Raw genomic sequence first — 22,349 nt, 5'->3', positions numbered from 1 at the left:
TATGTAGGTTTTTGCTACTCGGCGTCGGCGAAGCCGTTGGGGTTGTGGCTCTGCCAGTTCCAGCTATCGCGGCACATGTCCGCGATATCGTACTGGGCCTTCCAACCCATCATGCGCTCGGCCTTGGAGGCATCGCACCAGTTGGCGGCGATGTCGCCGGCGCGGCGCTCGCGGATCACGTAGGGCAGCTCCTTGCCACAAGCCTTGGAGAAGGCGGCGACGACCTCGAGTACCGAGGTGCCGGTGCCGGTGCCCAGGTTAAAGATCTCGACGCCGGTCTTGCCGTTCATCCAGTTAAGGGCAGCAACGTGACCAGAGGCCAGATCGCACACGTGGATGTAGTCGCGCACGCCGGTGCCGTCGGGGGTGGGGTAGTCGTTGCCAAAGACCTGAACGGCCTCGAGCTTGCCCACGGCAACCTGGGCGACATAGGGCACCAGGTTGTTGGGGATGCCCTTGGGGTCCTCGCCGATCAGGCCCGACGGATGAGCGCCGATGGGGTTGAAGTAACGGAGCAGCACGACGTCCCACTCGGGGTCGGCGGTGTGGACGTCCATGAGGATTTGCTCGATCATCCACTTGGTCCAACCATAGGGGTTGGTCGCGGGCTTCTTAGGATCCTCCTCGGTGACGGGCGGGTTGTCCGGGTCGCCGTAGACGGTCGAGGAGCTCGAGAAGATGATGGACTTGCAGCCATGGTTGCGCATGACGTCGATGAGCACCAGGGTGTTCTCGATGTTGTTGTGATAGTACTCGACGGGCTTGCTCACCGACTCGCCGACGGCCTTAAAGCCGGCAAAGTGGATGACGCGGTCGATCTGATGGGTATCGAAGATCTTGTTCATCGCATCGCGGTCGAGCACGTTGGCCTCGTAGAAGGTGAGGTTCTTGGCGGCCTCGTCGCCCACGATGGTCTTGACGCGGTCGACGGCGACGGCGCTGGAGTTGGAGAGATCATCGACGATGACGACCTGGTAGCCACCCTCGAGCAGCTGAACGACGGTGTGCGAGCCGATAAAGCCGGCGCCACCGGTAACGAGGACACAGGTGTCTTTGGGGTCGAGTGCTTTGGACATGTAGTCTCCTATCGAATCAGGAACACTTCTTCAGGGGAGTATAGCGCAGGCAGGGACGCCCAAATCGTGCGCTGTAGGAAAAGCAGAGGATTGTGCTAACGTACTCATAGAAGAGCTTGCGTACGCATAACCTGATCTTTGACATTTGCTTACGAGCCGCTGACCTTGTAGTTTCCTGCCGTTCGTGGAAATCGTTGGGACGCGCCATATGTACGCTAATATGTATGAGTTGAGCGACATATAAATAAGCATGTAACGGAGTACATATGTCACCAAACAGCGATTCTATCCTTTCCCAGGAGCTCTCGCGCCGCACTGCCCTCAAGGCCCTGTTCGGCGCCGCTTCTGCGGCAGTTCTTTTTGGCCTGCCCGCTCGCGCCCATGCGGCGGAGGCTTCCAAAGAAACCACCGATAAACTGAATGCCGCCCAGGCCCAGCTCGACGAGGTTCAGGCCCAGCTCGACAGCATCGCAAATGAGTATGCGGCGCTGGCCAACAAGAATGCCCAGACCCTCAACGACATCGAGAATGTCCAGGGCAAGATTGACGACACGCAGGCCCAGATCGATGAAAAGAAGGCCGAGCTCAAGAAGAAGCGCAATGACCTTTCCGATCGCGTGGCCGCCAGCTACAAGTCCGGCGGCACGAACATCCTGTCGCTGCTGCTGGCCTCTGGCTCGTTTGAGGAACTCGTCGCTAATGCGCACTATGTTGAGAAGATCAACAAGAGCGACCGCGACGCCATCGAGGACATTCAGACCATCCAGGAAGAGCTCGATGCGCAAAAGACCGAGCTTGAGTCGCAGAAAGCCGACTTAGAGAAGCTCAAGGACCAGCAGACGGCTCAGATGCAGGATATGCAGGCCAAGCAGCAAGAAGTCCAGACCGTGCTGAACGGTCTTTCCGACGACGTCAAGGAGCTCATGGCTCAGCGCGATTCCGAGATCCTCGCTGCCGCCCAGGCTGAGGAGGCTGCCAGGAAGGCCGCCGCTGCCGCTGCCGCCGCGAACAAGAACAATTCCTACTCGGGTGGTTCGAGTTCGGGTGGTGGATCGTATGCGCCCGGAACTCCGCAGCAGAATGCCGGCTCGGGCAAGCAGCAGGCTGTCGTCAACGCGTGCTACTCCACGCCTTCGCCGGGTCAGAACTGGTGCGCGGCGTGGGTTACCAATGTCTTCCGTAACGCTGGCGTTGGCTACTTTGGCGGTAACGCGTGCGATATGTTTAACGCATGGTGCTATACCTCCGACCGCTCGGCGCTGCAGGTGGGCATGATCGTGGCCGATTCCTCGCACAGCGGCACGGGTGCTCCGGGCCTTATCTACGGTCATGTGGGTATCTACGTTGGCGGCGGCATCGTTATGAGCAACGAGGGTGCCATTACATCGAAGTCGCTCGATTCGTTCATTAGCTTTTATGGTACTGGCTCTGGCGTGCGCTGGGGCTGGCTTGGCGGTATTGCACTGTCGTAACGGCGGTTTGGTCCGGGACAGTCCGAGAGGCATAAGGTTGCCTGCTCGGGCAGTCCTGCTCGCACGGAGAGCACATTAAGTGCTCTCCGGCTCGTGCGGAACTCGCGATCAACCTTATGCCTCTCGGACTGTCCCGGCCCTCTCGGGTCCTGAGCGCGACACACCGGACTGGGTTATCTGAATAAATATGGTGAAGGCCCCTTTCGGGGCCTTCTTTGTTAAAGGAATTCGCCGACTCGGTGGACTTCGGGTTCTAGGTCTACGTTGAATTGGTCTTTGACGGTTGCCTGGATGTGGCGGATGAGTTCGTCGACATCGGCGGCGGTGGCGTGGTCGGCGTTGACGATGAAGCCGCAGTGCTTCTCGCTCACCTGCGCGCCGCCAACGGCGTGTCCTCGCAGGCCGGCATCCATGATGAGTTTGCCGGCAAAGTAACCCTCGGGGCGCTTGAAAGTGGAGCCGGCGCTCGGCATGTCGAGCGGCTGCTTGTCCTCGCGGCGCTGGCGGTAGTCGTCCATGTCGGCCTTGATCATCGCGGCGTTGCCCGGGGCGAGATTGAAGGTGGCCGAAAGCACGATAAAGCCGTCATCGGCGATGCGGCTCTTTCGATAACCCAGGTTGAGCTCGTCGACATCGAACTCGATGATATTGCCGCTGCCGCGGGTGCCGTCGTCGAGCTGGCGAGCGGGTTTGTAGACGCGCACGGACTCCAGCACATCGGCCATGCAGGCACCGTAGGCACCGGCGTTCATGTAGCAGGCGCCGCCGACCGATCCGGGGATGCCCGAGATGGGCTCCATGCCGGTGAGACCGGCCTCGGCTGCCGCGGCTGCGACATCGGAAAGCAGCGCGCCGGCTGCCGCCGTGACGTGCGTGCCGTCGATCGTAATGTCGGAGAGGCCTTCGCCCAGCGCCACGACGACGCCGCGGATGCCCTTGTCGCCGACGAGTAGGTCGGAGCCGTTGCCCACGATGGTGAGGGGCAGATCGCAGCGATAGCAGGTATCGAGCGTGGCGACGAGGCCCTGCTCGGTATCGGGCGTGACAAAGACGTCGGCCGGGCCGCCGATCTTAAACGTGGTGTGCTCGCGCATGGGCTCGCTCATCAGTACGTTGTCCTCGCCGGCAACGCCAGCAAGCGCGCACAGCAGGTCCTCGTTAAAAAAGTCGTTCTCGTGCATACGAATATCCGCCTTTTGGTGGTCGTTGTCATCAATCGATTGCAATATACCCCACCCGGACGGATTTGGTGCGCTGGCGGCGATAAAACAGCCGTCTACCGGATTGGTAAAGTGTTTATCACCGAGGTAGAGGGGTAGTCGCTATACTTTCAAGAGATTGCGCGTAAACCCGGAAGGAGCGAGATGGCCAACAAAGTCACCCTCAAGCAGATCGCCCAGGAGGTGGGGCTTTCCCCCTCGTCGGTCTCGCTTGTGCTCAATAATCGGCCCTGTCGCATCTCGGAAGAAAACCGCAAGCTCATCAAAGAGGTCGCGGCGCGCAACCACTATGTTCCCAACCAGATCGCGCGCAGCCTGGTCATGCGCGAGTCGCGCACCCTGGGCCTTATCGTCCCTAACATCGAGAGCCGCTTTTTTGCCTCGCTCGCCGGTAGCCTGGAAAAGCGCTGCCGCGAGGACGGCTATGCGCTCTTCATTACCAGCTCGGGCGGAAGCGCCGATGACGATCTGGAGCTGCTGCGCCAGCTGGTGACGCGCGGCGTTGATGGCGTCTTCCTGGTCGTAGGCGACGAGTTCTCCGACGACCGCGCCCTGCGCGAAGAAGTCAGCCATCTGCCTATCCCTGCCGTGATGGTCGACCGTGCCATTGAGGGGCTCGAGTGCGACAAGGTGATGTTCGACCACGAGATGGGTGGCTACATGGTCACTCGCTATCTGATCGAGCAGGGCCACCGTCGCATTGCCTGCTTGGTTAACGCGCGCCGTTCCAATACGGGGCGTAAGCGACTTGCCGGCTATGAGCGCGCGCTGCGCGAGGTTGGCCTGCCTATCGACGCACGTTTGGAGTTTGAGAGCGAGTACTACATTCCGAGTGCCTATGAGGCCTCGGAGGCGGTGCTCGCAACTGATGCCACCGCTGTGTTCGCAAGTTCGGATAACATCGCCCTCGGTCTGCTCAAGCGCTTGCACGAGATGGGGAAGAGCATCCCGGGCGATATCTCGGTGGTGAGCTATGACAACTCGGCGGCCGACGTTCTCTTTGAGCCGGCGCTGACCGCGATTGAGCAGGATCCTGGTGTCCTTGCGGAGCATGCTTTTGGCTGCATGTCCAAGCGTCTTGCCGGTAGGGGCGGCAGGCGTGCCGAAGAGGTCGTCCTGGAGCCGGCGCTTATCGTTAAGGGCAGCGTGCTCGAGCTTACCGAATGTAGCTAAGCGTACTTGTTTGTTTGCATAGATTGCATGCGGAGTGTCCGCTATTTGCCGGCGGGGCCGGGGTGCCTGCCTTGTTTTGAAAAGTGGGCTCCGCGAACTTCTCAAAACAAGGCAGGCACCCCGGCCCTCGTCCGTAAACTCTTCCGCTGGGCGAGCCATAGACGCCGCGTACCGATACGGTAAAGTGGCGGCTTGAAATTGGTGCTATATTCAGCTTGAGTTGTTTAATGCTAGTACGGGAGGGTGATATGGGGCTGTTCAAGAAGAAAAACCCGCAGGATGCCTTTGATCCCGATGTGTTTACCATCACGGATACGATTTTGGACCCACCGCGGTTTACGTTTTTGCCGGCTATCTACCAGGATGCCACGCGCCGCAAGTGGGCCGTGCATCAGCGCGGCGGCGAGCCGAAGATTTTTGACTATGCGGATGTGCTGCAGTGCGAGATTGCCGAGACCGGAAATCCCGAGGATGTGCCGGAGCTCAGCAAACGCGAACTGGCTCAGCAGATTTTGATTAATCCAGCTCAGGCTACCAAAAACAACGCTGCCAAGCGTAATATGTGCCTTGGTATGGGTGTCATCGTTGTCGTGCAAACCGGCAAGGATGAGATTTCGAAGCTTGAGATTCCGGTGACCGCGGGCGAAGTCAAGCGAGACTCCGGCCTATATCGGTCGTATCGGAACGTTGCGGAGCAGATCAAAGAAGCCTTCGACGCCATGAGGCGTCCGGAGCAATGATTCCTGCAGCATCAAGCAGTTGAGGAGCCTTGCCCATGTCGAGTGAACCATATGCGATTCCGCCCAAAGACCGCGCCTTTGAGGGCATTCTTTGGTATATCAAACATTATGACCTGCAGAGTGGCGACCGGCTGCCCGCCGAGCGTGTGCTCTGTGAAGAGCTGGGCGTGTCGCGCACGGCGTTGCGTGCTGCGATCACGTGCCTTATTTCGTGCGGAACTTTGGAAAGCCGCCGCGGTTCGGGCACCTATGTGTGTCCTCCCAAACCGCTGAACATCTTTCAGGAAACATGGAACTATACGCAGGCGGTGGAGAGGGTTGGCTCAAAGTCGACCGCGCGCCTGGTTTGGTCCAAGGTCGTGTATGCCGATATCGATCTTGCCCAAAAAGCCCAGATCGACCTGGGCATGCCGCTCTTCTGCATTCGGCGCGTGCGTGTGGTCAACGGTTCCCCGGCATCGATCGAGACGGCTTACGTCAATCTGTCTTTGTGCCCCTCGCTTCCCGATCACGATTTTGAGCAGGAAAGCCTCTACGACGTTTTGCTCAAGGAGGGGAATGTCCATGTGACGCACGGCAAGGAGCATATTTCCATCAGCCGTCTGAACGCCGACGAGGCCAAGTTGCTGAATGCTCAGGAGGGCACGCCGGTGTTTTACAAGGCTTCGCACGAGCGCGACGAGACCGATGGCTTTGTCGAGTATTGCAAGTCCGTGATTCTGCCGACCAAGTATCGTTTTGCCGATAACGGCGAGGCAGACGGCGTTGCGACGAAGGTGGGTGTCGAATGGCTGATGCAGTAGAAGACTTGCCGGTTTACAAACAAATTCGCCGCTGCATTGCGGAGCGAATCGAGCGCGGCGACTACCCGACGGGCTCGATGATTCCGTCCGAAAACGAGCTGGCCGAGGAGTTTGGCACGACACGCCTGACAATCCGAAGCGCCATGGACGAGCTGGTCAAAAGTGGCCAGATTCGTCGCGTGCAGGGCAAAGGCGCCTTTGTGGGACACAAGTGGTTTGACGAGCACGAACGCAAGGGCGGCTTCCGCCAGTCGGTTTTGGCATCGGGCGCGACGCCGTCGGTGCGCATCCTGGCGCGCTCCAAACGCTACGCCGGCCCGTATTATGCCGACTTGTTTGGCATCGCCGAGGACGATCTGCTTTACTCGGTGCGCCGCCTCAACTGCATCGATGGTGAGCCCGTATCGATCGAGATGACACTGATTCCGTGCCTGCTGTTTCCGGGCATCGAAGACGTGGACATTTCGGTCTTCAGCCTGTTCGAGACCTACGATATGTTGGGACGCAAGCCAGATCAGTCGGTAGAGAAACTCGATATCGAGGCGCTGGGCGCACGCGATGCGAGTTTGCTCAATCTTGAGCCGGGCGATCTGGCGCTCGTGCTGGAAGGCCTGACCTATGACTCGAGTGGGCAGGCAATCGAGCATGCCAAGTCTTTTACCCGCGGCGACGCCGGCGGATATACCTACAACTATTAGCGTCTAGAGCGTCCCTGCGCATGGCGGGGGCGCTCGTTTTTACGGATATATGTCGCTTGACCGATGAGCGGCAAAAACTGACCGTCTACCGAGAGGGGAGGATGAAATCATAAAATCGGTATTAAAAACGGCTAACCTGTAATCGTTTACTGGTATTAAGAACCTTTGAATTGTTGAGCTTGGGGCCAAGATGTCCACAAGGTTAAGCGGCGAGACGGGGCGGCAAGCCTGTCCATTCCGTGCGACAATTCAAACTGCTCGTGAAAGGAGCGGGAATGAAGGAGACCGAGAAGATCGAGATCATGCACTTCGACCAGGAGGGCTACCTCGAGGACGGCAGGAACGTCTACGAGGCCGGCAAGCGGATGACCGCCCTGGCCGACCGCGTGCACGAGGAGGGCTACGACGCCGTCTTCCTGATGGGCGTCGGCGGCACCTGGGACGAGTTCATGCAGCTCGAGTACCTCATGAACAAGTTCGGCGACCGCGACCTCGAGGTCTACCTGATCCACGCCGCCGAGTGGAACGTCATGGGCCACAAGCGCATGACCGACAGGTCCGTCGTGCTGACCGCCTCCGAGTCCGGCACCACCCCCGAGGTGCTCGAGGCCGTCGGCAAGATGAGGGAGATGGGCGTGCGCGTCTTCGCCATGACCAACCCCGAGGGCAAGATCGGGCAGGCCGTGGGCGCCGAGAACTGCGTCATGATGGCCTCCGACCACGGCGCCGGCGGCTGCGAGAAGGGCTACTACCTCGCCGACTGCTTCGGCCTGCGCCTGCTCAACCGCCGCGGCTGCTTCCCCAAGTTCGACCTGTTCATCGAGCAGACGAAGGACGTCTGGAAGGACATGCTCGACATCCGCAAGCGCTTCGAGCCGCGCGCCGAGGAGCTCGCCAGGAAGTACGCGCTGGCCGACTACACCATGTTCATCGGCTCGGGCGCGCTGTGGGGCGAGACCATCCTGTACTCCATGTGCCTGCTCGAGGAGATGCAGTGGAAGCGTATCCGCCACATCACCTCGCACGACTTCTTCCACGGCACGCTCGAGCTGCTCGAGCCCGGCGTCCCGGTGTTCCTGTTCATGGGAGAGGACGAGTGCCGCGCCCTCGACGAGCGCGTCCGCGCCTTCCTCACCAGCGGCGTGACCGGCGACGAGGACTACGTCATCATCGACACCGCCGAGTACGCGATCCCGGGCCTGGACGACGACTTCCGCGTCATCGTGTCCCCCTGGATCCTGTCCGTGCTGACCACCGACCGCCTCGCGCGCAACTACGAGCTGGTCACCAAGCACAACCTCAAGTACCGCCGCTACTACCACCAGTTCGACTACTAATTTCATTTGGGGGAAACCGCAATGAGGCAATACATCTTTGCCAGCCACGCGCATTTTGCGACAGGCATCAAAGAGAGCACCGAGCTGCTCTCGGGCGCGCGCGATAACGTCCACGACCTGTCGATGTTTGTCGACGGCCGCACCGACGTCGCCGAGGAGGCCGCCAAGCTCCTGGCGACCTTCGACCCCGCCGACGACGTAATCGTGTGCACCGACCTGTTTGGCGGCAGCGTCAACAACGAGTTCACCAAGATCGTCCAGACGCGCCCCAACACCTACCTGGTTGCCAACATGAATCTGCCGCTGCTGATCCAGCTGCTCTTTTCGGACCAGGAGGCTCCCGCCGATCAGGTTATCCGCGAGATCCTCGCGGCTGACGATACGCGCGTCAAGTTTGTCAACGACCTGCTGACCGATGCGGATGACGAGGAAGAGTTCTAGTCACCGCCTGCTATTAATGGGGCCGGGTTTCCGGCATGAGACCTTTGGGGGTCAATCATGATTCAACTGCTTCGCGTCGACCATCGTCTGCTTCATGGCCAGGTGGCCGTCTCTTGGGTCCAGGGCTTGGGCTCCGACTGCATCTTCTGCGTTGGCGACAAGGTTGCCAACGATCCCGTCTGGAAGACTACGCTCAAGATGGGAAAGCCGGCCAACGTCAAGCTCGTCATTAAGGACATGGAGCACGCCATCGAGGCCATCAACTCCGGTGTTACCGATAAGTACAAGATGATCATCTGCGTCGCCAGCATCGCCGAGGCCAAGCAGCTTGTCGACGGCTGCCCGCAGATCACCTCCATCAACCTGGGCAACACCAAGTCCAAGGACGAGCAGCGTCCCGATGCCCGTAAGATCTCCCGCCAGATCTTTGTGACTGCTGCCGAGGAAGAGGACATTCGCGAGCTCGTCGGCCGCGGTGTCGAGGTCGAGATTCGCGCTCTGGCCGACGACCCCAAGGTCGATGCCCTAAGCGCCCTCTAATTGAGAACCACGGGCGGCGCGCACGGCGCCGCCCCTATTCGTGGGCGTACCGGATAAACGCTTTACCCGTTACCCCCATCTACCGTTCACCGGGAGTACACGCCCGTTGAGCGATTGGTATTAAATAGTTTTCTCATGACTATATAATTGGTATCAAATCATTTGCACCGGTTTAGGTGTTAACAGCACACCGGTACAAGCTGGATCTGTCTAGGCGATTGTCGGCATGGAAAAGGGCGCGCTGACAAGTCGGGAATCGCCGCGCGGATCCAAGAGGGATCAAAGGGAGGAACAATGCTTGTTCAAGCGATCCTCATCGGACTTATCGCTGCCTTCGGTAAGCTCGATTATCAGCTCGGTACGCTCTATGCGTTCCGCCCGATCGTTCTGTGCCCGCTCGTCGGCATAGTCCTCGGGGACCTGCAGTCCGGCCTCGCCATCGGTGCGAGCCTCGAGTTGCTCTTCATGGGTTCAATCTCCATCGGCGCTTACGTGCCGCCCGATGAGTGTATTGGCGGTGTGCTCGCCTGCGCCTTCGCTATTCAGCTGGGTCAGAGCACCGAGGCCGCTATCGCGCTCGCGATGCCCATCGCCACTCTGTGCCTGGCCATTAAGAACGTCGTCAACGCCGGTATGCCCCTTCTGGTCGACCGTGCCGACGTCTTCGCCAGCAAGGGTAACCTCAAGGGTATCTACGCTATGCACTGGATTATCGGTCTCGTGATTGTCGTCCTGGCCTTTATCCTGTGCTCGGTCTCCTTCTATCTGGGTGCCGACGCCGTTCAGGGCCTGCTCGACTTCATCCCGACGTTCGTCCTCGATGGCTTTGGCGTCGCAGCCAACATCCTGCCTGCCATGGGCTTCGCCATGCTCGGCCGTCTGGTGCTTACCAAGCAGCTCGTGCCGTTCTACTTCCTGGGCTTCCTGCTGTGCTCCTATGCCAACGTGCCCGTCCTCGGCGTCGCCCTGATCGCAATCATCATCGGCATCGACAAGTACGACCTGCTGGGCCTTGGTGGCGCCCAGTCCCAGCTTTCTGTGGAAGGGGATGAGGACGATGACTTCTAATTCCGAGAACCAGATTACTCGCTCCGACCTCATTAAGAGCGCCGTGAACACCGGCGCCCTGGGCATGGAATTCTCCTGGACCTACTACAAGCAGATGAACATTGCCTTCTGCCTGATGGTCGCCAACATGCTCAAGAAGATCTATGCCGGCCGTCCCGATGATTACGCCGAGGCCTTGCACCGTCACAGCGCATTCTTCAACATCACCCCGCAGCTCGCTCCCTTCGTGGGTGGCATCGCGATGGCCATGGAAGAAAAGGTCGCTCGTGGCGAGGTTGAGCCCGAGAGCGTCAACGACATCAAGGCCGCCCTCATGGGTCCGCTTTCCGGCCTGGGTGACTCCTTCTTCCTGTCCACCCTGCGCGTCGTCGCCGCTGCCGTGGGCATCAGCCTGTGCCAGGCCGGCAACGTCTTTGGCCCCATCGCCTTCCTGCTCGTCTACAACATCCCGGCGTTCCTGATTCGTATCTTTGGCGCTATTAAGGGTTATGAGCTAGGCATTGGCTTCCTCGACGAGGCTCAGAAGACCGGCCTGATGCAAAAGATCATGGCCTGCGTCGGCATTGTCGGCGTCATGGTCGTCGGCGCCATGAGCAAGGACATGTTCTGGGCTTCGTTGCCCATCGCCATTGGTCAGGGCGACTCCGCCCAGACTCTCCAGGACATCCTGGACGGCATCATGCCCGGTATGCTCGGTATGGCCGCCTTCTGGCTCTACTACTGGCTGCTCTCCAAGAAGATCAACCCGATGGTCCTGATCCTCTGCACCATGGTCGTGGGCATCATCGGCGCTTACTTTGGCGTGCTTGCCTAATATGTTCGAATCGCGCTTCCATCGCGTCTAACGGTTGCGTCGATCTTTGGGGGCTTGTCGCATCTGCGGCGGCCCCCTGTTTTTTAAAACTCCGTACGAAAGGGGAGGGCTATGGTCGTACCCGAGCTTTCGCTCATGAACATCAACCATCGTTACTACAGCATCGAGACGTTTTTTAAGGCTGCAGGTGAGGCCGGCTATCGCAATATCGAGCTGTGGACCGGCTCGATGCACCTGTATGTGGATTGCCATGAGCACGATTCGGTGGATAAGATTCGCGATCTTGCCGCCCAATACGGTATCAAGATCGTGTGCGTGTGCCCCGAGCAGAACAACCCCAAGCCGTGGAACGTCGCGGTGCGCGGTGAGGCGGGCCAAAAACGCATCCTCTCGTACTTTAAGAATGTGATCGACGTTGCCGTTGAGTTGGGCGTGCCGCAGATTCTGGTGACGAGTGGTTGGGCCTATCTGGACGAGCCGGCTGAGGACGCCTGGGCCCGCAGCGTTGCCATGCTGCGCTCGGTGTGCGCCTACGCCGATACGCGCGGTATTCGCGTCGCGCTCGAGGCCCTGCAGCCGTCGGAGTCCGTGTTGGTCAACACCGCACAGGATGTCGCGCGCATCCTCGAGGCGGTCGATCGTCCCAACCTGAAGGCCTGTATCGACTTTGGCGCCATGGAAGTTGCCGGCGACACGATCGACGGCTACTTTGAGGTTTTGGGCGACAAGATCGTTCACACCCACTTTGTAGATGTGGGCGGCGGCACGACGCATCTTGCCTGGGGCGACGGCGAGCGTGATATGCGTGCCGACCTCGAGGCACTCATGCGCCACGGCTATACGGGCTATGTCTCGGCCGAGACGTGTGATGGCCGCTACTATCAGGATCCGTCCAAGGCGACGACTCAGGTTATCGAGATGTATCGCCGTGTGACAGCGGAGATGGAAGCCGAATAACTAAACTGCGCGGTTGCGCCGGAAACGCTTGGGCGGGTCTGGCGCAACGCTTTTATAGCTGGCGAGTTGTGGGGAACCCGTTGGCAGTAGCGCTCGAAATAGACAACTATTGGCGTTGTAATACCACTCGGGCGAGGAAACCGACCGTTCGCCGCAAATCTCCGTGAGTTTGGATTGGTATTAAATAACAAGCAATCGTATGGCTATAATTGGTATCAGCAAGAAGCGCGATGTATAGAATTGCGCACATGTGATGGGAGGACACACATGAAGGAGACCGAGAAGATCGAGATCATGCACTTCGACCAGGAGGGCTACCTCGAGGACGGCAGGAACGTCTACGAGGCCGGCAAGCGGATGACCGCCCTGGCCGACCGCGTGCACGAGGAGGGCTACGACGCCGTCTTCCTGATGGGCGTCGGCGGCACCTGGGACGAGTTCATGCAGCTCGAGTACCTCATGAACAAGTTCGGCGACCGCGACCTCGAGGTCTACCTGATCCACGCCGCCGAGTGGAACGTCATGGGCCACAAGCGCATGACCGACAGGTCCGTCGTGCTGACCGCCTCCGAGTCCGGCACCACCCCCGAGGTGCTCGAGGCCGTCGGCAAGATGAGGGAGATGGGCGTGCGCGTCTTCGCCATGACCAACCCCGAGGGCAAGATCGGGCAGGCCGTGGGCGCCGAGAACTGCGTCATGATGGCCTCCGACCACGGCGCCGGCGGCTGCGAGAAGGGCTACTACCTCGCCGACTGCTTCGGCCTGCGCCTGCTCAACCGCCGCGGCTGCTTCCCCAAGTTCGACCTGTTCATCGAGCAGACGAAGGACGTCTGGAAGGACATGCTCGACATCCGCAAACGCTTCGAGCCGCGCGCCGAGGAGCTCGCCAGGAAGTACGCGCTGGCCGACTACACCATGTTCATCGGCTCGGGCGCGCTGTGGGGCGAGACCATCCTGTACTCCATGTGCCTGCTCGAGGAGATGCAGTGGAAGCGTATCCGCCACATCACCTCGCACGACTTCTTCCACGGCACGCTCGAGCTGCTCGAGCCCGGCGTCCCGGTGTTCCTGTTCATGGGAGAGGACGAGTGCCGCGCCCTCGACGAGCGCGTCCGCGCCTTCCTCACCAGCGGCGTGACCGGCGACGAGGACTACGTCATCATCGACACCGCCGAGTACGCGATCCCGGGCCTGGACGACGACTTCCGCGTCATCGTGTCCCCCTGGATCCTGTCCGTGCTGACCACCGACCGCCTCGCGCGCAACTACGAGCTGGTCACCAAGCACAACCTCAAGTACCGCCGCTACTACCACCAGTTCGACTACTAAGAGCTGGCCGCAGGGCCGATATCTTGGCTGGTTGATATCTCGACCCTACACAAGGGCGTCCGCATTCGCGCGGGCGCCCTTTTTGCGTTGCCGTCGGCGCAGGGTGTCCTCGGCGGAAATCTCATCCCGGAATTTCGGCTCAGAGTGGGATGCGGTTTCCGGATGCGTCCCATTCTGAAGCCCCGAAACGGGACGCGCTTTCCGCTTGGGGTCCGATCCGGAAAACTCATCCCGTTCCGAGCATCAAATCCGGGACATGCTTTCCGCGCTCCGCCCCTTGCAGAAAGCGCGTCTCCTTCCAAACACAAATCTTGCGGTACAGCTTCTGCAAAGACGCGAAGTGGCCGCTGACAGCAAAGAGGGGCTGCCGAGACAATGCCCGACGGCCCTCCCCTCATAACTTGCTATCGATGCCAATCGCCACAAGGGCGCGGCTGCCTACTTGCTGATCGCGCCCGTCATATAGATAAACTGCACGCGATTTATATGTCCGCCCTGCTCGCCGTTGACAAAGTCCGTCGGCGTAAAGCCGGGGTTGAGCATTTCCTCGATCTTGTCCTTAACGGTGTCGATGACCTGAGTATCGAGATTGCTCGTTCGGTCGGTAAGCTCCTGCATGCCGTTGCCGAGCTCGGATGCGCCGCTGGCAAGCGTACCTGCACCCGAGGAGAGAAGATTCATGCCGCTAGCAAGGCTAGCAGCACCTGTCTTGAGCTGCGCCGCACCGTTGTTGAGCTGTGATGCGCCGTTGGCAAGCGCGGGCGTGGCACCGTTGAGCTGCTGTGTGCCCGCAGCAAGCTGGTCGGTGCCCGCGGCAAGAGCCGCGGCGCCATCGCTCAGCTGACCCGCGCCCGTTGCTGCAGAGCCAACACCGGCGACAAGACCGGGGTTCACGGCCGTGGGGTTTGCCGGGTTGATCGCGCTGTTCATATAGGCGATGGCTCCGGCCAGGCTCAGCTGTTGGCCATCCTGGACAGTGGTGTAGCCCTGAATGGCGCTATCGAGCGCGGTGACGGCACCCTGGGCGCCGCCCTGGGCGCCGGCCGCCTGGGCCAAAGTCGTAACCTGATCGGTAAGCGTGCCAAACATGGACTCGGCACCCTTAAGGCCCTGCGACACCTGCGTGTTAAGACCCTGCGCGCCCGCAACGGCATTGGATGCAGAATCGAGAAGCGCGGTAAGACCCGTCGCATCGGCGCTCGATGCCGCCGTGGCGGCGGCACCCGCGCTGGTAGCAGCACTGCCGGCACTTGCGGTGGCGGCATCCAGCTGTGCCGTAGCCTCGCTTAGCTTGGCTGCCGCAGCCTTGGCGGAGTCGAGATCGGCCGCGTTATCCAGCGCGTCCTGAGCATCGGCGACCGCCGCCTTGGCAGCGGCAATAGATGCAACGGTGCTCTCGGCGCCAGCCTTTGCGCTCTCGGCGTTAGCCTTTGCCGCATCGTTGCCCATGGCGCTTGCGGCCTGCTTTGCCCCGCCGAGCGCCTGCTGTGCACCGGCAAGGTACTGCCCCTCGCCGCTGAGCGCCGCCGTAAGACCCTGCGGCCCGTACAGCGCGCTGTAGGCGTTGCCCGACGTAGCGGTCACGGCGTCCTGGGCCGCCTTGGCCGCAGCCTGCGCCTTGGCAAGGTTTGCCTCCTGAGCCTGCTTGCCCAGCGTCAGCGCGTCGACGTACGTATCGGACCCAGCGGCAATTCCACTTATGCCGCCCGAGATCTGCTGTGCGCTCCCCTGCAGCTTGGAAAGGCCCGCCGAAAGATCGGACGTACCGCCCTTAAGCTGCACGGCACCGGCATTAACCCCCTCGGCACCGGCATTAAGGTTGCTCACGCCTTCGACCAGCGTGGGGACCTGCGCGTTGAGCTGACTCGTACCCGCCGCGAGCGCAGCGGCGCCACTGGACAGCGTGCCGGCACCGGTATTGGCCGTGGCAAGCGAGGCCGCGAGCGTCTTGACACCGTCGGCAACCTGGCCAGCACCGCTATTGGCCGTAGCAATACCGTTGGAGAGCTCCACGAGCTGGCTCGTATCCATGCTGCTCGAGTCCACATCGATGGCAAGATTCAGCGGCACGCCGACAATCTGCCAGCCATCAAACTCAAAATCCTCAACATCGGTCGTAATGGTGTAGTCTCCGGTGCTGCCGGGAATCACCATGTAGGTAAGCTGCGTGTTGGAGCCGTTGGCAGCAACCGTGGCGCCCTCAGCCTCAATATCGTGTGCCTCGGCATCCTTAAGCTGACCGGTAATCTGAACCAGGTAGTTATCGGCATAATCGCCACCGGTATAGGCGTCATTCTTTTCGACCTTGAGCTTCATGGTGAGCTTGCCGCTCTTGCCCGCCAAATCCTTGGCGTCGATATCGCGGCCATCGAGCTGGTATGCCACGGTGACGTTCCACGGCATCTGAGTGTTCTTGTCCAGATCGCCCTGGTAGACAAAGTCCTGCACTCCCTGGCCCGTAACGGCAACCGACCCGCTGTCGTCCGTTAGTTTTTGAGTCGTCGATAGGTTGGTCACTTTGTTATAGGTGCCGGCATCGTCGATCTTGACGCCCTTATTGGCCTCGAAGCTATTGACCACGTAAACACCCGTGCGATTGCCGTCGGCATCGGTTTTGACGTATACGACCTGGTTTTTCTTATATCCCGGCGTGCTGTTATCGGAGTCCGTCGCCATCTGTTCACTCGTAGCCGAGGCAGCGCTCGTCGACCCTACGCCGTCGGCGAACACAACGGCACCGGGAACGGTAAGGGCCACGGTCAGACCGGCGGCAAGAGCGAGCGCAGCGATGCGCTTATGGGGACGACGTACAAGATCGCGTTGGGCTTTGAGCTCTTTCGAAGCGGCATCAGTGGTATGGGTATGCATTGCGGTATTCCTTCCAACTGCTTTGTAAAACGTTACTGAGCGGAGCCGTCCGCAGCCGATGCCTCGGTGGTATCCGAAACCGGATCCTGGGCATCCTTGGGCAAAAAATGAGCTTTGAGCGTGGTCTTGCCGATGAGGCCATCGAGCACATACAGGAAACCCGGCAGCGCAAAGAGTACGGCGACTAGGGAGATGCTCACGCCGACGCCCAGGAACCAGCCGATCTGCTTGAGCACGCCGTGGCTCGAGATCGCATGGATCAGGAAGCCACTGATCAGCAGAACCGATCCAGAGGTCAAAACAGGAATCGTGCAAGCTTCCATGGTCTCGAGTAGCGCTTCGCGCTTATGCATGGTCACGCGGTCCTCACGATAGCGGTCAGCAATCAGGATGCCGTAGTCGACGGCAACGCCCAGCTGGATGGAGCTCACAATTAAGTAGGCGAGGAAGAACTCGTGCATATCGGTGTAGAGCGGTGCAGCAAAGTTGATCCAGATCGAGGTCTCAATCACGAGCACCAAGATGATCGGCAGGCTCAGCGACTTGGTGGCCAGCAGCAAGACCGCGAACACGGCCACGACGGCGATGAGGTCGACCTTGCCCTTATCGACGGTGATGGTGTCCTTAAGGTCGGTGGTGCTCACGCCCTCGCCGGCGAGCATTGCCTTACCCGGATAATGTTTGTCCGCGATACAACGAATCTTCTTGACCAGCTTAAATGTACTCGGACCCTCGTAGGGCGCGGTAACCGTGAGCACCAAACGGCTGTAGTGCTCTCCCTCCACCAGATCGAGCGTGTCCTTTTCGGCCATGCCCGTGGGGATATAGGGACTCGCAACGTCAACATAGCTCTGGATGGACTTGACCTCGGGGAGCGCCTTGAGCTCATTGGAGAGTGCCTGCTCCTCGCTCACCTCTCCACGGGGAACGAGCACAACGTAGGTATCGGAGTTGCCAAAGACCTCCTTGACCTTGTCCATATCCTGACCAAGCCGCGTATCCGAACCAAAAATGTGCGAAGTGCCGTAGTAGTACGTGATATCGCTGGAGGTCGATGCCACACGCGCAGGGTAAACCACGGCGAGGATCACGACGGCAGCGGGGATACAGACCTTGAGCACCAGACGGGCGAACTTACCCAGCGGCGGGACAAAGGGCCTGTGCTGCGATTTTTGCACAAAGCCATCGAACTGAACGAACATCGAAGGAACAAAGGTAAAGACCGATACCAGGCTGATGGCGATACCCTTTGCAAGGGCAAGACCAAGGTCGGGGCCGATCTTAAACTGCATGGCGGCAAGCGCGATAAAGCCGATGCAGACCGTGCAACCGCTCGAAAACACGGCGACCGAGGACAGGCAGCACGACTGCACCATGTCTTCGGCAACGCTGCCGTGGCGGCCACGCTCCTCGTTAAAGCGGTGCAGCAAAAAGACCGAGAAGTCCAGCGCGATGGCAACCTGCAAAATGGAGCCCGCAGAGTTGGTGACAAAGCTAATCTCGCCAAAGATGAGGTTGGTGCCCCAGTTGATAAACACCGAGACGCCCAGGCCCAGCAGCACCAGGATGGGTTCGGCCCAGCTGGTAGTCGTGATGACCAGAATCACGAAGATAATCGCTATGACAGCGACCGTGATAATGCTGATCTGCTGCTCGGTCGATGTGGTGGCGAGCGCGTTAGACATGGCCGAGCCCGTAATGGCGCCCTCGTCGCCCACGATATCTCGAATAGCGTCGGTTGCCTCGATCTCCTTTTCGGAATTAACCGTCACCGTAAACAGGGCGTTGTTCTTTTTGTAATAGGTCTCAACGGTGTCTTTGTCTTGCGTGGCAAGCGGCTGATCGATATCTGCCGCGTCGTCAAGCCATAGGACCTCCTCGACGCCGTCGACCTTTTTGATTTTGTCCTTGTATTTGAGCGCCTGAGCGATCGAGACATTGGGCACCATAACGCGACAGTTGGGAACGTCACCCTCAAACTCATCACCCATGGTATTCAGAGCGACGGTCGACGCCGCTTCGTCGGGCAGATAGCTCGTAATGTCGTAGTTAACGCCTACAAACTGGCGCAGGAACAGGCATACCAGTGCTGCCACCGCATAGAACGCGATGATGGGTTTGCGGTGCTTCACGACCCATCGAAATAGCTTCTCTTTCAACCTCAATCCTCCATAACGCTCAGCCTATGTTTTGCTCTTTGTTATATTCCACATTTGGTAGTTATACAACATGTGTAGGATAAAGGCGCCATAAAGATATGCGATTGACGCGGTCCCGGAGCCAAAACAGCCGCTGCAGAAGCAGTTCGGAAAAGGTCCTCAGCGGAAACTGCATCCCAGTTTTTAGACGAAAAACGGGATATGGTTTCTGGTTGGCCTAGATAATCGTCGGATTTAGCTGAGCGTCTGCCCCTATGTTTCCAAATGAATACGGTGTGAGCTTCGGACAAGGATTTTCCCCGCAAGCACTCTAGTATGCTAAAGTACCCAAAAGACCGGCGGAGCTATGCCGGTCGTTTGTTCTGTATGCAACACAGCATGAGGAGGCTCACCAGATGACGGCCACACCGTGGGGATTCCGGGACATATTGCCCGAGGAGGCTCAGGCGCGCGAGGAGATTGCGCTGACGGTGAAGGGCTGCTTTAGGGAGCATCATTATCTGCCGGTTGAGACGCCGCTGCTCGAGGACAAGGGCTCGCTCGAGGAGGGCGGCCGTATCGCGGACACGCCGTTTAAGCTTTTTGACGATGACGGCCGCTTGTTGGTGGTTCGTCCCGACAATACGTTGCCGATCGTGCGTTTGGTCTCGACCCGCATGCGCGCGGCCGACTTGCCGCTGCGCCTGCGCTATGAGGCGCCGGTGGTTCGCGAATGCCAGCGCAATGCCGGCGGTTCGCGTCAATTTACCCAGCTGGGTTTTGAGCTCATCGGCGCGGGCGATACCGCGGGCGATGTCGAGATCGTCTCGCTGGTGGCCGAGGCCGTTCGCAAGTTGGCGCTGCCCGATGCGCGCATTATCGCAGGTAGCGTGCGCCCGTTTAAGGAGCTGCTCGCGGCGTGCGAGGATCGCGAGCTGGCTGCCGAGGCTCTGCGCTGCGTGCACGCCAACGACTTTGTGGGCCTCGATGCCCGCGTGGCGGCAAGCGCCGAGACCGATGCCGTTAAGGCCGCCGTCAGCGAACTGCCGCGCCTGCATGGTGGGGCCGAAGTGCTCGATCGCGTGGATGCGCTGCTGGCGGCTGCCGGTATTGTCGCGCCGCTCACGCGTGAGCTGCGCGCGCTGGTCGAGGGCCTGGCGCCCGAGGACGCTCAGGTGCTGTCCTTCGACTTTTCCATTATGAATTCTTTCGATTACTACACGGGCCTGGTCTTTAAGGCCTATGCCGGTGGCCTGCCCGATCCGGTGGGCTCGGGCGGTCGCTACGACTCTATCTTTACCGGCGCGTTCGGCGACGGCATCGAGGTGCCGGCGGCGGGCTTCGCCTTTTCGCTCGAGCGTCTGGAGGCCGCGTGCACCTCTGCCGAGGACGCCGCCTCCGATGGTGACCACGCCGTGGGCCGCGGCGCCGAAGGCCCGCTACGCATCGCCGTGCCCAAGGGCTCGCTTAAGGCCGACACGCTCGACGTGCTCGAGGCCGCGGGCCTGGACGTCTCTGAGCTGCGCGACCCCGGCCGTCACCTGATTGTGCGCGGTCGCGACACGCGTGCCGGCGAGGGCACGGTCGGCGATATCGAGTTTGTCATCGTGCGTCCCAGCGACGCGCCCGCTTTTGTGGGCTGTGGTGGTGCCGATTGCGGCATCTGTGGCTGGGACTCGCTCATCGAGGCAGACCTCAACTTGCTGCAGCTGGTCGATCTGGGCTACGGCCTGTGCACGTTTATCGAGGCAGAGCCCGCGTGGCGCGCCGGCCAGGCCGAGCGCAACTATGCCCGCCGCGGGTCGCTTCGCGTGGCCACCAAGTATCCGCGCATCGCGAGTGCCTGGTATGCCGAGCGCGGCGTGAACGCCGATATCGTCTCACTGCACGGCAACATCGAGCTGGGCCCCATCGTCGGCATGACCGATCGCATCGTGGATATTACCGCCACGGGCGCCACGCTGCGCGATAACGACCTGGTCATCACCGGCCGCATCATGGACTGCACGGCCCGCTTCTTTGTCAATCCGGGCGCCGCACGTCTGGATCCGCGCGTACGCAATCTGGCAGATCGCTTGGCGGCAGCCGTGAAGGGCAAGCATTTTGAGCCCGTTGCGGGCTCGGCACAATAGCGCGAGCACTCACGGGCGCCCCAACGTCCGGGCTGCGGGCCGACTGGCGCCGCCGTCCGGCCTCTCGTTTTTCGAACACAACCTCGACCGATAGGGGATACCGAAATGAAGACCATCAAGCTTGCTCCCGGTGAGCGCCTCGTTACCAACCAGCTCAACCGCAAGGGCGTGCTGCCGCAAAACATCGTCGACGCCGCCCGCGATATCGTGGCCAACGTGCGCGCCAATGGCGATGCCGCGGTGCGCGACTACTGTCAGCGTTTTGACGGCGTTGAACTGCAGAGCTTCCGTTTGCCGCAAGAGCAGATCGATGCCGCGCTCGAAGGCCTTGATCCCGCCTTTGTCGCGGCGCTCGAAAAGGCTGCACGCCAGATTCGCGAGTTCCACCAGCGCGAGGTCGAGCAGAGCTGGTTTGCCACGCGTGCGGACGGCACCATGCTCGGCGTTAAGGTGACCCCGCTCGCGGCGGCCGGCATCTATGTGCCGGGCGGTCGCGCGCAGTACCCTTCCACCGTGCTTATGAACGCCATTCCCGCCAAGGTGGCCGGCGTCAAACGCGTGGTTATGGTGACCCCGCCGCAAAAGGATGGACTGATTAGCCCGTATACGCTCGCGGCCGCTAAACTCGGCGGCGTGGACGAGATCTATATGGTGGGCGGCGCCCAGGCCGTGGCCGCACTGGCGTACGGTACCGAGACCATTCCGCGCGTCGACAAAATCACCGGCCCGGGCAACGCCTTTGTCGCCGCTGCCAAGCAGATTGTCTCGGGCGACGTGGGTATCGACATGGTCGCCGGTCCCTCCGAGGTCTGCGTGCTGGCCGATGCCACGGCCAAGCCTATGGTGGTCGCGGCCGACCTGATGGCTCAGGCCGAGCACGATCCGCTGGCAGCCTGCTATCTGGTGACCTGCGATGAGCAGTTTGCGCGCGAGGTCGAGGCGGGCATCGACATCCTGGTCGCGCAGTCGCCGCGTGCCGAGATCACGCGTGCCTCGCTCGACAATGAGGGCACCATCGTGGTGGCCGCCGATATGGCTGCCGCCGTCGAGGCGGTGAACACCGTGGCGCCCGAGCACCTGGAGCTGCACTGCAAGGATGCGATGGGCCTGCTTGGTGGCATTCGCAACGCTGGCGCCATCTTTGTAGGCGCCTGGAGCTCCGAGCCGCTTGGCGATTATGTTGCCGGCCCCAACCACACACTGCCGACCGGCGGCACGGCCATGTTCTCCAACCCGCTTTCGGTCGAAGAGTTCGTTAAGCGCTCGAGCGTCATTTGCTATACGCCTGAGGGTCTGCTCTCCGACGCTCCCGCTACGCAGCGCCTGGCCGAGGCCGAGGGCCTGTGGGCGCACGCGCTTTCGGCCGCACTGCGCCGCCGCGTGCTGGAGCAGGGCGAGGGTGCCGTGAGTGCCGAGTCGCTGGCCGCGGCCGACCTGACGAAGGTCGCCTGGCCGGGCGACGCCGTGGCGACGGTTGCTGAGGGCGTGGACCTGGCGGCGGCTGCGGGCGGTGCCGCTGGCGCGACCGGCGAGGAGGTCTAAC

Annotated in this window: 18 protein-coding genes; 14 read left to right on the top strand and 4 right to left on the bottom strand. The window is 60.6% G+C overall.

From position 1 onward, the window contains the following. Positions 1-14: 14 nt before the first annotated feature. Positions 15-1,076 carry a UDP-glucose 4-epimerase GalE gene (gene galE, locus AAA021_RS04635; protein WP_006235870.1) on the bottom strand — a complete coding sequence of 354 codons (1,062 nt, stop codon included), beginning with the start codon at positions 1,074-1,076 and terminating at the stop codon, positions 15-17. Between the two features lie 266 nt (positions 1,077-1,342). Here galE and AAA021_RS04630 point away from each other — a divergent pair, with 266 nt between their 5' ends. Further along, on the top strand, positions 1,343-2,548 hold the full coding sequence (locus tag AAA021_RS04630) for a hypothetical protein (RefSeq protein WP_349088210.1): 1,206 nt from the start codon (positions 1,343-1,345) through the stop codon (positions 2,546-2,548). A gap of 218 nt (positions 2,549-2,766) precedes the next feature. On the opposite strand, the gene murB is transcribed toward AAA021_RS04630, so the two are convergent. After that, positions 2,767-3,729, bottom strand: a complete 963-nt coding sequence (gene murB, locus AAA021_RS04625) for a UDP-N-acetylmuramate dehydrogenase (protein ID WP_349088208.1) — start codon at positions 3,727-3,729, stop codon at positions 2,767-2,769. Between the two features lie 183 nt (positions 3,730-3,912). Between murB and AAA021_RS04620 the strand changes: the two genes are divergently transcribed. From AAA021_RS04620 to AAA021_RS04570, 11 genes are all read left to right on the top strand, one after another. Further along, positions 3,913-4,941, top strand: a complete 1,029-nt coding sequence (locus AAA021_RS04620) for a LacI family DNA-binding transcriptional regulator (protein WP_349088206.1) — start codon at positions 3,913-3,915, stop codon at positions 4,939-4,941. Positions 4,942-5,189: 248 nt separating this feature from the next. Then, a complete protein-coding gene (locus tag AAA021_RS04615) occupies positions 5,190-5,681 on the top strand; it encodes a hypothetical protein (RefSeq protein ID WP_117770536.1) in 492 nt (163 codons plus the stop codon). 35 nt (positions 5,682-5,716) lie between these two features. Beyond that, positions 5,717-6,484, top strand: coding sequence for a GntR family transcriptional regulator (locus tag AAA021_RS04610; RefSeq protein ID WP_349088204.1), 768 nt, complete (start codon positions 5,717-5,719; stop codon positions 6,482-6,484). Further along, positions 6,469-7,182 (top strand): GntR family transcriptional regulator, encoded by a 714-nt coding sequence (locus tag AAA021_RS04605; protein WP_006235877.1) that lies wholly within the window; start codon positions 6,469-6,471, stop codon positions 7,180-7,182. Before AAA021_RS04610 ends, AAA021_RS04605 begins: the two co-directional genes overlap by 16 nt. Positions 7,183-7,457: 275 nt before the next feature. Next, entirely contained in the window at positions 7,458-8,519 is a 1,062-nt protein-coding gene (locus tag AAA021_RS04600; protein WP_195193108.1) for an SIS domain-containing protein, read from the top strand. A gap of 21 nt (positions 8,520-8,540) precedes the next feature. Continuing rightward, entirely contained in the window at positions 8,541-8,960 is a 420-nt protein-coding gene (locus AAA021_RS04595; protein WP_006235880.1) for a hypothetical protein, read from the top strand. A 57-nt stretch (positions 8,961-9,017) separates the two neighbouring features. Then, the gene (locus AAA021_RS04590) at positions 9,018-9,500 is read left to right on the top strand and encodes a PTS sugar transporter subunit IIB (protein ID WP_055252644.1); all 483 of its coding nucleotides are present in this window, start codon (positions 9,018-9,020) and stop codon (positions 9,498-9,500) included. Between the two features lie 294 nt (positions 9,501-9,794). Further along, complete coding sequence (locus tag AAA021_RS04585) at positions 9,795-10,568, top strand: PTS sugar transporter subunit IIC (RefSeq protein WP_006235882.1); 774 nt, start codon at positions 9,795-9,797, stop codon at positions 10,566-10,568. Then, complete coding sequence (locus AAA021_RS04580) at positions 10,558-11,382, top strand: PTS system mannose/fructose/sorbose family transporter subunit IID (RefSeq protein WP_197032845.1); 825 nt, start codon at positions 10,558-10,560, stop codon at positions 11,380-11,382. The genes AAA021_RS04585 and AAA021_RS04580 overlap by 11 nt, the downstream gene beginning before the upstream one ends. A gap of 111 nt (positions 11,383-11,493) precedes the next feature. Continuing rightward, a complete protein-coding gene (locus AAA021_RS04575; protein WP_006235884.1) occupies positions 11,494-12,339 on the top strand; it encodes a sugar phosphate isomerase/epimerase family protein in 846 nt (281 codons plus the stop codon). 267 nt (positions 12,340-12,606) lie between these two features. Beyond that, the gene (locus AAA021_RS04570; RefSeq protein ID WP_195193108.1) at positions 12,607-13,668 is read left to right on the top strand and encodes an SIS domain-containing protein; all 1,062 of its coding nucleotides are present in this window, start codon (positions 12,607-12,609) and stop codon (positions 13,666-13,668) included. Between the two features lie 438 nt (positions 13,669-14,106). On the opposite strand, the gene AAA021_RS04565 is transcribed toward AAA021_RS04570, so the two are convergent. Next, complete coding sequence (locus AAA021_RS04565) at positions 14,107-16,536, bottom strand: hypothetical protein (RefSeq protein ID WP_349088202.1); 2,430 nt, start codon at positions 16,534-16,536, stop codon at positions 14,107-14,109. Between the two features lie 32 nt (positions 16,537-16,568). After that, positions 16,569-18,695 carry an MMPL family transporter gene (locus AAA021_RS04560; protein ID WP_349088200.1) on the bottom strand — a complete coding sequence of 709 codons (2,127 nt, stop codon included), beginning with the start codon at positions 18,693-18,695 and terminating at the stop codon, positions 16,569-16,571. Between the two features lie 395 nt (positions 18,696-19,090). Here AAA021_RS04560 and hisG point away from each other — a divergent pair, with 395 nt between their 5' ends. Both hisG and hisD read left to right on the top strand, forming a co-directional pair. Further along, positions 19,091-20,806 carry an ATP phosphoribosyltransferase gene (gene hisG, locus AAA021_RS04555; RefSeq protein WP_349088198.1) on the top strand — a complete coding sequence of 572 codons (1,716 nt, stop codon included), beginning with the start codon at positions 19,091-19,093 and terminating at the stop codon, positions 20,804-20,806. Positions 20,807-20,911: 105 nt separating this feature from the next. After that, positions 20,912-22,348 carry a histidinol dehydrogenase gene (gene hisD, locus AAA021_RS04550; RefSeq protein ID WP_349088196.1) on the top strand — a complete coding sequence of 479 codons (1,437 nt, stop codon included), beginning with the start codon at positions 20,912-20,914 and terminating at the stop codon, positions 22,346-22,348. Position 22,349: the final 1 nt, after the last annotated feature.

The organism is Collinsella sp. CLA-JM-H32 (assembly GCF_040098165.1).
In the GTDB taxonomy this organism is placed as follows: domain Bacteria; phylum Actinomycetota; class Coriobacteriia; order Coriobacteriales; family Coriobacteriaceae; genus Collinsella.
Note: the sequence above shows the minus strand (reverse complement) of the source record. Positions and strands in the feature narration are given on the sequence as shown.